The organism is Methylobacterium sp. OAE515, from assembly GCF_041806315.1.
GTDB classification, from domain to species: Bacteria; Pseudomonadota; Alphaproteobacteria; order Rhizobiales; family Beijerinckiaceae; genus Methylobacterium; species Methylobacterium tardum.
Genome location: NZ_JBGMUV010000002.1, coordinates 81,570 through 93,602, shown reverse-complemented (window position 1 = coordinate 93,602; position 12,033 = coordinate 81,570). Strand labels below are relative to the sequence as shown.

The window sequence follows — 12,033 nt, the reverse complement described above, 5'->3', positions numbered from 1 at the left end:
TCTTGGCGGGGACCCGTCGGGTCTGGCGGAAGCGGCCCTTGAAGCGAAGCCTACTCGCGATCAGGTGCCGCGCCGCCAAGCTGGGACAGCGCGTCGTCCTCGTTACCGAACGCGGCCTTCTACGTACGATCGAACGTCAGCGATCCGCAGGGCCCTCCGGCTTCGACCGATCGGTCCCGGCATGACGAACATCGTCCCCTTTCGACGAAGGCGCGCTATTACACCGGCGTCGCGACGTGGCAGCCGCGGCTTCACCGGCGACCTGACGGGTGCGCTGGCGGGCCGCCAACCCCACGATTTCTGTCTACATCTCGTATTCACTGGTGAACTCGGCATCTCAGTCGCCTCGGCGCCGATTTGGTGCCGGGATAGGATCGCCGAAGCCGGTTTTCCATCCGGACCCGCCGTTATCCTGTTCAGCGGTCGCGATCTCGACGGTGCCGCAGCCTTCGCGACGATCGCGACAGCCGACTGGAAATCCGCGGTTCTACGCCTGTGCACAATGCCGTCTTACGCCTTCGCCGAGAGGATGCTCCTTCTCTTCTGGACAGGGGCACTTCGACCGAGAGCTCGGCGGGCTATGTCGGCCGAGATTGGTCGGCGGATCGCGTCGTATGGAAATGCCCGCTGGCTGGGCCGCATCGCGACAACCCAGCCCGTCCACGGACCGGATCTCGACACTGGTGCGCTGACCGCCTTCGTCGTCGCCGCAGCCACCCTCACCGACATGCTCGACGGGAGCAGCCTATGAATGCCGCAAAGATTGGGCCCGATAAGGCCTTGAAGAGGGACGTGCTCGCGCGCGCCTTTCTCCGCTCTCTGAAGCGGATCGAACGCAAGGACATGCTCCAGCGGGATCGATTCCGGCACGATATCCTGGACGGCGACGACGGTGTGACCCGCCGCGTCCGTGCGATTGACAGCGCGCCAAGAGGTGATCGTGTTCTAATCCGTGCGGATCTCGCGGCCGTGGCCGTACTCGTTGCCCGCGCCATTGAAGCCGAGCCCGGCCTGCTTCGCCGGCTGAGGCACGACGCGCCGGTGGTCACGATCGCGACCCATGTCGGAGGCGTCGGTGCCCTCGTTCGTAGAATTGTCCAGCGATGCGTCTTCGGCGATGGGAGGATGGTTGTGGAGCCGAGCCGCGGCAGCTCGATCGGCGCAAGGAAGGGGGATGCCGCGCTGATCGTGTGGGACGGCGCCGACAAGCGCGACGCGAACGAAATTGGGAACGACGTCGTCGCCGCGATGCTGCACGCGCGCGTCCCTTTTATCGGAGTTGCGCCCGACCCCAGACGGGAACTTCCCCGGGATCTCGTACGCGCGGCAGATGCCGCTATCGCTCTTCCATCCTTAGATCCCAGCGCACTCGCGCTCGTCGTCGAAGCCGTCGTCGGCAGCCGTCCGACGCGAGTATTCGACCACGCCCTCCTCTCGACCATCGAGGTCGCCGATCTTACGGTCGCCCTCCGATGCGCCGTCGATCCCGAAGCTGCACTCGATGCAATCGCCCGAATCCTCTCCGCGAAGAACGAGCACGTTCATGAAGGTCCGACGCTTCGGGAACTTCAGGGCTACGGCGAGGCCCGGGAGTGGGGCCTTGCCCTCGCACACGATCTCAAGCTGTTTCGTTCCGGTGCCATTGCATGGCGCGATCTGGATACCCGCGCGCTTCTCACGGGCCCGCCCGGCGTAGGAAAAAGCAGCTTTGTCGGAATCGTAGCCAGAGAGTGTTCGCTGCCGCTGGTCGCTACGTCGGTCGCCGACTGGCATCAGTCGGAGTATCTCTCCGGTACGCTCAGATGCATCCGCGAGGTATTCGCATCAGCCAGATCGCGTGCGCCGTGCATCCTTTTCATCGACGAACTCGATGGCATCTCAGATAGGGCCGAGTTTCGAGGACAGTACGTCCAGTATTGGTCACAGGTCGTGAATCTCATCCTCGAGCTGCTTTCGGCAGGCGATGAGCTGGAAGGAGTCGTCGTCGTTGCCGCGACGAACTTCCCGGACCGGATCGACGCCGCCATTAGACGCGCGGGTCGTCTCGACCGCGAGATCGCGATCGGTCTGCCCGGAATGGCGAGCTTGTCCGCAATTTTCCGACAGTACATCGCGAACGAGCTGCCGTCGGACGTGTCGCTCACGCCGCTTGCCCTGGCCGCGCACGGTCGCACCGGGGCCGACGTCGAAGCCTGGGTGCGCCGGGCTCGAGGAGTCGCCCGCCGGGCCGGACGCGGTATCCTCCTAGACGACATCCTCACCGAGATTCGGGCGGGCCGCCCTCCCCTCCCCGTCGACGTCCGCCGCCGGATCGCCCTTCACGAGGCCGGCCACGTGATCGTGTATCTCGAATTGAAGCTTGGCCCGGAAGTCGACCTGGTCCTTCACGATGGCGGGGGGGAGGCGTTCGTAACAGTCAATCTCGCAGGAGATGCGACGTACGACCGCGTCGAAGCATATCTCAGCGTTCTCCTGGCCGGACGCCTCGCCGAGGAGATTGGCCTCGGGGCGGTGTCGCTCGGCGGTGCATCCGACCTTACCAAGGCGACTGCGCTCGCCCGAGATCTCGAACTGCGCTTCGGCAACGGACTGACCGGGCTCGTTCAAATTGAGCCCTACGATGGCGATCTGGTAATGGTCCGCGGTCTGCTTGAGGCCGTTTCGGAACGCCTACGGGCGGCTGAAGCCCACGCCCGGATCCTGCTTGAAAGGAGCTGGGCGTCGGTTGAAGCCGTCGCCGCCTCGCTCGAAGCCGCAGGCTACCTTGCAGGTCCGGACGTTCTCGCGATCGTCGCGAAGGCGCAAGCCTCGCCGCCGTCGTCGGATAGGTCGGACCAGGATCCGCGGACGACGGATCCCAATATTGCCGACTTGGGCCCGGACTGGGAAGCCGAGCCATGCACGGGAGCCTCGTCGTGACGACCGGACTGCCGACGGTGTTGCTACGGGGTACGCCGCGCGACCGTTTAGTCAGCCTCGAACTAAACGGTTCGGCCATTGCGATGCACGCCGTACCTTTCTGGCACTTCGACGAGCTTCTGGAACTTGCCGACGTGCTGGCACAGGGTGTCTACTGTCTCGTCGGCGTCGACAACGATTCCGCCGGGAAGGCCCCTGCCCTCATCCGCGAAGGCGAGATGAAGCGGGAGCGGCTCGCGTCCCATGCGTCCGACCCGAGGCTGGACTGGGTCTACGAACTCATCTGCTGGCCCTGCCCCCGTGTCATGTCCGACACTGTGCGTCTCTGCCTTCAGCGGCGTCTCGCCGACGAACTCCTGTCTGCCGAAAGGATCGGCAGACTCGTCGGCGACGATCCCGAGAGAGCCACGGCGAGCATCTACGACTCAGTCGCTGCCGACGGCATCCTTGAGGACATGAGAATGCTCGCCGGTCTCGCGACGCCAGGCATTATGGACAACGTGATTTCGGTGAGGGCGCCGATCGCGACCCGGAGTTCGATCTTACCTCGCTGGGTCGATCCGCAGCGGATGACGTGTTCAACGCGAGAGATGGCTTATGCCGGGGCCCGAGCGACGGCGAATATGCTGGCTCGCGAGACCATGCTGCTTTCGCCTGCTCCGCGGTCGTCATCGAACCAAGCCGCATTTCCCACTCCTTCGGTCCCGGCTGAACCTTTCAACCAGCCCGCTCTAAAGTCAGGCGGTCAGGTCAGTAGCGCACGCGCTCGGCATGAAAGCCGACGACATCGCGCTACGTTCGCCCGTCTGCGGCGGCTACGCCAAGGCGCCGGGCACCCCCACTCACAACAGCACTCCGGACATGCTCGGCGCGTTGTTCGCCGGTCTCTCGGCCGAAATCGTGATCTGCCGCAGCCCGTCCGCCAGCGCAAAGCCCGACCTCGCGACCGCCAAGCCGCTAGCGCACAATCCCCATTTCCGCTTGGGCATGGGCCGCTAGCTTGCAGTCCGGGATGCAGCGGCCTCAGTCGCCTTCAACCTCGTCGAATGCGAAGTTCGATCCCCCTTGTGGATCGCCGGCGAGATCGAGCTGCATAGGCGAGTTGACGTCGAGAAGTTGGCGGGAGCACTGCTCGAACATCGAGCGCTGGCCGCACCGGATGTGATCCACTTGCTCGGTGGTTCGGACGATCACCGGCAGCAAGCGGGGGACGCGGTGAATTAAGGAGTCGGGCATGGCGCGGAAGCTGACGATCTCTCGCAATCCGCTACCGGGCACCAGTGGGCGGCGGCGAACGAGCGGACGCCCGCCGCCTCTGACATCGCAGCTCCTTGAACGACCACGACCACATCGAGATGCAACGGTGATGAATGTGCTTAAGACACCCGCCGAGATATTCCTGCGTGCCCTCGCACGTGTACTAGCCGATGCGGATATGCAGGCCGCGCAGGATTACGATCGTCACGATTAAAAGTCATTCGTCAACTTCGCCAAAGAAATCTTCATGTTAATCGGTCGTTTGTTATGGTCGGCTATGATTGGACAAAGATTGTGATGATAGTTGCTCATCGCGCAGAGCAGTAGCTCAAACGGATCGAACAATGGCCTTCGACTCGAAGAACACGCAAATATCCTCTGATGACGACGAGGAGGACGTCCTGTCCCTGGCAGATGCGCTGGATGGGAGGCGGGCCGGCACAGATGAATGGCTGGAACTGTACCTCTTTAATACCGACACTGGAGGAAAAAGGGTCATCGATCGACGCATCGTCGCGGGAACGAAGCGCTTCGCCGTATATTCTCGATTCTCGACATCAAAACAGAAGCAGACGAGCATAGCTCGACAAAGGAACATATGTGAATATTATGTTAATATGGTTGGTGGGTGCATAGCTGATTACTTTGACGATCAAGGTAAGAGCGGCGCGACAGCTGCAGGTCGGAGTGGATTACTGGACCTTTTGGGAAGACTCCACGAATTTGATGCAATTGTCATAGAAGATTTCGATAGGTTTAGTCGAGAGCTCTACGACGCAATCGAGATCGCTGAACGCCTCGAGAAAGAGGGGGTGGAACTCCATTCTGCAATCGACGAAAGGCATCTCTCCAAGGAGGATATTGGGCAAGCCGCCATCCGTTCCGAGCGGGACCGAATCAGACGACGGAACCTTACTCAGGCGGGGATCACGCAACTCGTGCAGAGCGGAGGCATTCCAACTGGGGCCTGCTTTGGCTATCAAAACAGCGGGCGTCCCGGCTTTCCTAATATAAACCTACAACAATCCGGCGTCGTCTTGAAAATAATGAGACTGGCCGCAGAACGCATCCCTTACGGGCGCATCGCCCGCATACTAAATGCCGACGGAGACTTCTCGCCCACCAAACAATTAAATTGGACTTCAGGTACGGTCCAGGTTGTATTAAGGCGGCCGATATACACCGGAAGAATATTTTATAGACGTAAAATTTCCGTTAAAGACAGGAGGACTCTTAAGAAGGAAATGCTGCATAACATCAGACAAAAAATTGAGTCGAGTTATAATCCGAGCTTTCGGATTGTATCGGATGATCTTTTCAGGGCGGCCAACCGGACGCGCGTAAAGAAGGGCCGGCCTAAAAATTACAAGCCGAGCGATCACCCCAAAAGGTTGTTCGGTGCGGCATCCTGCGACTGTTCACATGTCGTCGGCCAAAAATTTCTGCACGATAGCAGCCAGGGTGGGCGCCTCATTTGCAAGCACGGTGTTGATACTTCATCCTGTGCCGCACGTTCTATGAGGGTGGATCTCAGTTCGATCGAAACGGCTATCGTAGATGCATTGGCGGATGAATTAAGGATTGATCAAATTCATGAGGGATTCGCCTGCCACTACGAGGAAAGGATTGCCGAGCGATTGAATTTCTATGCGGAAAAGACGTCCGCGCTTGAAAGCGAACTCGAGATCGAACTGTTCATGCGGCAGAGAACCTTCGATAAAGAGTTGATGAAAGGATGGGCAAATGATTTGCTCGTCGAGAATCGAAACAAAATCGCAAGCCGCATAAATCATCTTAAGGACATGATCCAAAATATTAGCAAGCGGCAAATTGAACTTTCCGAAAGATCTGGACGTTCGGCGGACATAGTACGCGGATTTTCCGAACTGCGGGCTAGACTACCGTTCTGCGTCCTCACAGAAGCAGACAGCGACTTTCTAAACATGTTTAGGAAGCTTGTTCCGGAAGTGCGGATCGAACGTCATGGACGTCCAGTCGGCGAGGCGAACATCGTCATAAAGGTCGCATGGGAGGCCCTTTTGACGGATGATCAGAATGCGATCGCCGAAACAACGCCGATATTCTTGGAACGCACAACCATACTGAATATCGAATATTTTTACAATGAAGCGGCGCAGTTATCGATGCAAAAACTCGCGGAAGAAGGTCGCTATAATCTGACAGACGCGCAGTGGTCGACCGTCGTTAATTATTTACCCGAGATGGAATTTACGGATGGTGGCAGAGCTACCGATACAATAACAAGAGTTATTGTAAACGCGTTGGTTTTCTCCTTGTCGACGAAAACTCCATTGAAAAAATTGCCTATTGCCTTTGGAGACAGAAATGAAATTTACTATGGCATCAAAAGGTTTGTCTATGCCGGTGGTGCTGAGACCCTCCGGGTTATACTCGAACCAATGTATCCCGAATTTGTGTCCCAGTGGGATGTCAAAATCATCGCCGGCCTGCCGCGGGCGGCGTATCTGGTCGCCGAACCTCGCGTCCTCCTTAGGCCACACCTCGCCGCCGCCGATTGTATCGGGTCCGGACGGCATCGTATCGCAGACGAGCACTGGGAAATGGTTCGCTGCACGATTCATCCCAATATTGAGCGGCCCAAAAGCGGCAAGATCTGCGCGATACCAGCGCGCGAATTGTTAGAATTGATAATGCTTAAGCTACGCGTCCGCTGCTCATGGGAACGAATGCCACTGGGGGAATACAATCTCGACGACTTTTTGTACGCTAAAAAACGTCTTGTTTACTGGGGAACATGGGATAAAATCTGCCAAATTTGGCAACGCGACGCACCGAGCGTGCTCGCGGGCATCGACCTTACCCCGATGCACAACATGAGAAGACAGTCGCGGCGTCTCAACAGGCAGGTAGACATCGAGACGGAGCAACAGCCGTTAACCTCTTCGCAGCGCGCCTGGAACTTGTCGGGCGACGTCCGAAGGATATCCGTCGAAGAGTGGAAGGATCTAACCACGCACGAATGGTCGATTGTCGCTGATCTGCTCACGCCGCTTCAGAAGCGGAGGCATCGGAAGATCATCAACGGTGTATTCTTCGTGCTTTCGGTTGGAGTGCCTTGGCCACAAGTGCCGAAAAGGTATGGAAACGGAAGGGCAGCGTATTACATGCTTCAATGCATGACCGCCAAGAATGACCGTGGCACCTCAGTATTGGAAGAGATTGTAGAAACTCTACAGCGCAAATCTCCGCAAACACTTACGAGAATGGGGTGGCCCGCACTACGCGCAAAGTTGTAGCAAATCACAGCGTGGACATCGTTTGCGGCGTCTCTGTTGGGGCCGTTTGGGTAGTTTCGCCCCATGCGGTAATCTTCCTTAAGGTGGCGCATCGCGTGTTGCACGGCGGCGCTGCATCCTATGTGGCCGCGAATGCCGCGCTTCGGTCTTGCGATGTAGACCTTACCGCTGTGAGAAGGTGCGTGCAGCCTGTGGGGCCTGACCAGTCCTTACGATTGACTGCGTGTCATGGCATTGATCTGTCAGCCCTCCAGGCTGCACCCGGGGCGTCACGAGACGTGACCTGATAGAAGTACAAGGATGTCCACGTCGCCGTCGCGATCAACGGACTGGGCGCACGCCTTGCCGCCGCATCATTCCCGGTGACCAGCGCGGGGTATCGCGAGGTGGCCGCCTGGGCGGCCGAGCACGGTGTGGTGCATGCCTTCGGCATCGAGGGAACCGGCTCCTACGGTGCCGGCCTCACGCGGGCCCTGACTGCCATGGGCTTGCGTGTCATCGAAGTTGGTCGGGTCAACTGGCAGCTCCGTCGCCGCCAGGGCAAGACCGATACCGTCGATGCAGAGTCGGCGGCACGGGCTGTTTTGGCCGGTGAGGCTACCGACGAGCCCAAGCTCGGCGATGGCGCCGTCGAGATGATCCGTCACCTCAAGATTGCTCGCGACACCGCGCTCAAGGCGCGAACCCAGGCGATGGTCACGCTCAAAACGCTGCTGGTCAATGCACCACAGGCGCTACACGGCCGCCGAGACGCTGTCCTTCGCCGCAGCCCTGAACCTCCCGCCCTTTTTCACGGTGCGCTCGTCCGAGAGCAACGGGGTGAGCGAGGCGTTCGTCAAAACGCTCAAGCGCGACTATGCCAGCGTCCAACCCCGGTCCGACGCCGACACCGCCCTGGCGCGGATCGGCGCCTGGATCACCGACTACAATGAACATCATTCCCATCGTGCGCTCGGCATGCGCTCGCCGCGTGGGTTCATCCGAGCTCAGATGCAACCAGCCCGGTGTCCGGTTTGATGGCGGCAACTCCAGTTGTCTGCTTGCATGTGACAGTTCCACAAACTAATTGATTTCCGCCAAGGGGTCAGAAACAAATAGAAAAACAAGCTTTTTCAATTACTTAGTGCGTTATTTGGCTTCTAAGAATTCCTATCTCAAAAATGCGATTGGTCCAACGACCCACTCTCTTTTTCGAGCGCCGCAACAAAATGCCAATCACACCGACCAAATTTCCCCTTGACGACATATTTTCCGGCGTGAGTGACCTGATCGGCTGGCTTTGGACCGGGCTGATTGAGAGGATCAGCTGTGAGCGGCATGGCCTCGGGCTTCAAGGCGCTGGACGCCAACCCGGAGGCCCGCGCCCTCGGCCACGCCGAGTGACTCGGATTGCTCCTCGACCACGAGGCCACGGCTCGGCGGCAGAAGCGCTTCGAGCGCCCGCGCCGCACGGCTGCGCTATCCCGCCAGTATCGAGAACGTCGATTACCGCAGCCATCGCGGCCTGGACCGAGGGCTATTCCTGAAGCTCGCCACCGGCGACTGGATCCGGACCCGGCGCAACCTCATGACTACCGGTCCCTGCGGCGTGGGCAAGAGCTGGCTGGCCTGCGCACGCGGGCACAAGGCCTGCCGGGACGACCTCTCCGTCCTGTACTACCGGGTCCCACGCCTGTTTGCGGCGCTCAGCCTCGCGCGTGGCGATGGCCGCTACGGGCGGCTGCTGCGCCAGACCGCGAAGGCGAATCTGCTGATCCTCGACGATTGGGGCCCCGAGCCGCTCCTGCCCGAACAGGCGCGCGATCTTCTGGAGATCATCGAGGACCGCTACGACGCCGGTTCGACCCTGATCACCAGCCAGGTGCCGGTGGATCGCTGGTACGAGATCATCGGCATCCCCACGCTCGCCGATGCCGTCCTCGACCGGCTGCTGCACAACGCTCACCGCATTGAACTCGCCGGCGAGAGCCTGCGCAAACGCAAGGCGGGCGAGCCCGCCGCTTGACCTGTCCGACTGACCTCGTGATCCTCACCCCAGACTCGCGGGAGTGCCTCGTCACTGGCCGGCTTCAGATCGGTCCGGTGGCCGGCTTCGCCTCGGAATGAGGGCCGGCTTCAAATCAGAAACCCCAACCGGCTTCGTCGGAATACGCAGGCATCCTCGCGCTCTCGGCCTATGTATCAGGCGGAAGGGGTGGAAGTCACCGCGAACGAATGACGTATCGCCTTCATTTCGATGTCTGGATGCGAGACCTCCTTGGCGCGTGCGACTACTTTGAGGGCTTTCGGGAGTGCCTCCGGGTCCGGCGGTTTGGTGACCGGCTTGGCGAGCTTAGGCTTCGCCTTCAGCCGCTCGCGCAGGACTATGTCGGTTGAGCGGCCTTTCAGAACGCGCTGACGGCGGCCGTTGTAGGCGACGTTGAAGCCAGTCTGTAGCTTGGGCAGGTGCTTCACGCCCATATGCACGAAGCCGACGTCGTAGTCCTTGAAGCTGCCGTGCGGTTTGCGCGTGCGCTGGGCGGGCGGCAGGCGGTTGAGGCCCTCGGCCTTGAGGATGCGGTAGACCGCGTCCCGGTTCAGATGCGGCAGGAAGTGCGTGATGATGAAGGTGAGATCGTCGAGCGAAAAGGAAGTCGCGCGGCGGAGCGCGCACACGATGGCGCGCTCCTCATCGCTGGCTTTCCACGGCAGCTTATGAGGTCGGGCGGAGCGGTCCTGGCAGTCGCCTGGACCGCGCTTGCGCCACTTGCGGATGGTCTCGGTCGAGACGCCGTAGCGCTTGGCCAGCACGCCGGAGCTCTCAGGGGAGCGGGCGATCTCAGCGCGGACGGCCGGGGTGGTCCGAGCCTGAGGATGGATGGCGAGCATCACCGGGCCCCCCGGCGGGGGCCACGACCATGGCAACCGTCAAAGCGCCAGGCATGCACATCGATGGCCCAACGCACCCGGTCCCAACGATGTCCCACTACCAAACAGCTAGTGTGCGGAAGTTGTGGACGTCGCCTAACCTATAATATTGCACGCACGCAGGTGCGATTGACTACTCGGGCATGTCGAAGCTGTAGATCTCCAGGCGGCACCGGAACCTATTCGATAAACAAGTAAAGCGGATACTCAGGGGCGAGACCCCGGCTTCGCCGCGTCCTTTTCGGGTGATGCGGCTTCCGCCCGAAGCCAATCGGCGATGGAGGGGTCCTCAAGCGAGTACCTGCCGCGCTCCAGTCGGACGACGAGCTCCTGCTCCCGCAGGCCGTCGAGTGCCTGCTGGACATCCTTGGCTGCGATCGGTTCGCCCAGGGCGTCTGAATACGCGGCGAGACTTTCGCCATCGAACGGTCTGAAACGCTCTCCTTCGCCGATGATCCGCTTGAGGACGGCTTGTTGCAGGGCATTCAGGTTCGACCATTGACGCCTATAAGAGTCCCAATGGGTTTCCCGCTCGTCCCGTGCGAGCTGAAGGAGGGAATCGAATTCTCGTTCGCCGCCCAGGTCGCCGGTCGCGTATCGTGTGACGGCGGCGTGGAGGTACTGGGGGCGTCGTCCGACGATGTCGAAGGCCTTCTCGATTTCCGCCGGATCGATCCGGCGATCCGGCGGCAGGAGTCCGTTGACATGTCGTCCGTACGCCTCGGTGTAGTCGCGTCCGAGCAGTGGGAAATCCCTGATCCTGGATCCGAAGAAGGGCTGGTCTCGTCCCGTCACGAGGGAAGCCAGCTTGTCGCGATGCGATCCGGTGAAAACCAGGCCCAGCGCCGCCGGTCGGCCGGCGGTCAGCGTCGGATCCAGGTTGATCGTATCCCGCGCCGACTTCAGGGCGAACATGGCATCCCGCCCTGCTTCCGACTTCAGCGCCTGCTGAGCTTCGTCGACGACCACCACGACCGGGCCTCCACCCTTCCGCACGAGCGCCGCCAGACCTTCCGCGAGCGTCGCGCCGCCGGGTACGCCTAGCTTCTCCAGGTCGAAGCTCAACCAGGATCCAAGCCCGGCCTTCGTCACCCCGGCGCCTCGGATGCGGTCGAGTACGCCTCTGCCCTGCTTGTCCAAGGCCTTCCGGACAGCTTCGTTGATCAGATCGCCCGGATCTCCGGACTTCTGCGACCACAGATCGACGTACACGGGGGTGGCACCGCGCGACGTCAGCTCCGGCAGCAGATCGTGCACGAGGAAGGTGCTTTTGCCAGTTCGGCGGGGTGCGGCGAGGAACACGCTGACCTCGCCAGGGGAGAATGGATCCTCCCCCAGAGCCCACTGCGCGACCCGCGAAGCCACTTCGGGCCGCGCGAACACGAACGGCGATGCCGCAGCCATGGTAATGTTACCAAGTTTCACCCGTCGATCGGTAATTTACCGCGCTCGGTAAAAAACGCAATAAATGGGACCTAAGGCGGAGCCGGCCGTCGGATTCCCGGCAGCAGTTTGAGATCAAAGCCTGTCCCGCCGGACGAGCGCGGGCGCGATGGACCTGCCTCCGACTAGCTGTTTAGTTGCGGAACGTCGTTGGGATGCGGCGCGTTGGGCGATCGAAGCCTATGCGCGGCGGTTCGACGGTGTGCGCCGCCATTCTGCCAAGAGGGAG

Annotated in this window: 6 protein-coding genes and 4 pseudogenes; 7 read left to right on the top strand and 3 right to left on the bottom strand. The window is 60.6% G+C overall.

The window, feature by feature from the left end:
* The first annotated feature begins 181 nt into the window (after window positions 1-181).
* The 3 genes from ABIE45_RS30630 to ABIE45_RS30620 all read left to right on the top strand — a co-directional run bounded on the left by ABIE45_RS30630 (window position 182) and on the right by ABIE45_RS30620 (window position 3,918).
* Complete coding sequence (locus tag ABIE45_RS30630) at window positions 182-751, top strand: hypothetical protein (protein WP_192711602.1); 570 nt, start codon at window positions 182-184, stop codon at window positions 749-751.
* Window positions 748-2,919 (top strand): AAA family ATPase, encoded by a 2,172-nt coding sequence (locus ABIE45_RS30625; RefSeq protein WP_192711601.1) that lies wholly within the window; start codon window positions 748-750, stop codon window positions 2,917-2,919. Before ABIE45_RS30630 ends, ABIE45_RS30625 begins: the two co-directional genes overlap by 4 nt.
* 771 nt (window positions 2,920-3,690) lie before the next feature.
* Entirely contained in the window at window positions 3,691-3,918 is a 228-nt protein-coding gene (locus ABIE45_RS30620) for a hypothetical protein (protein ID WP_192711600.1), read from the top strand.
* A gap of 24 nt (window positions 3,919-3,942) precedes the next feature.
* On the opposite strand, the gene ABIE45_RS30615 is transcribed toward ABIE45_RS30620, so the two are convergent.
* The gene (locus ABIE45_RS30615) at window positions 3,943-4,182 is read right to left on the bottom strand and encodes a hypothetical protein (protein WP_192711599.1); all 240 of its coding nucleotides are present in this window, start codon (window positions 4,180-4,182) and stop codon (window positions 3,943-3,945) included.
* Between the two features lie 338 nt (window positions 4,183-4,520).
* Here ABIE45_RS30615 and ABIE45_RS30610 point away from each other — a divergent pair, with 338 nt between their 5' ends.
* From ABIE45_RS30610 to istB, 4 genes and pseudogenes are all read left to right on the top strand, one after another.
* Window positions 4,521-7,454 carry a transposase gene (locus ABIE45_RS30610; protein WP_192711598.1) on the top strand — a complete coding sequence of 978 codons (2,934 nt, stop codon included), beginning with the start codon at window positions 4,521-4,523 and terminating at the stop codon, window positions 7,452-7,454.
* Window positions 7,455-7,774: 320 nt separating this feature from the next.
* Window positions 7,775-8,113: pseudogene (locus ABIE45_RS30605) on the top strand (transposase); the annotation flags it as partial.
* Between the two features lie 76 nt (window positions 8,114-8,189).
* A pseudogene (locus ABIE45_RS30600) lies at window positions 8,190-8,471 on the top strand (integrase core domain-containing protein); the annotation flags it as partial.
* Between the two features lie 366 nt (window positions 8,472-8,837).
* A pseudogene (gene istB, locus ABIE45_RS30595) lies at window positions 8,838-9,459 on the top strand (IS21-like element helper ATPase IstB); the annotation flags it as partial.
* A 422-nt stretch (window positions 9,460-9,881) separates the two neighbouring features.
* On the opposite strand, the pseudogene ABIE45_RS30590 reads toward istB, so the two are convergent.
* Window positions 9,882-10,322 (bottom strand): annotated as a pseudogene (locus ABIE45_RS30590) (IS481 family transposase); the annotation flags it as partial.
* A 246-nt stretch (window positions 10,323-10,568) separates the two neighbouring features.
* The gene (locus ABIE45_RS30585; RefSeq protein WP_192711596.1) at window positions 10,569-11,765 is read right to left on the bottom strand and encodes a hypothetical protein; all 1,197 of its coding nucleotides are present in this window, start codon (window positions 11,763-11,765) and stop codon (window positions 10,569-10,571) included.
* Window positions 11,766-12,033: the final 268 nt, after the last annotated feature.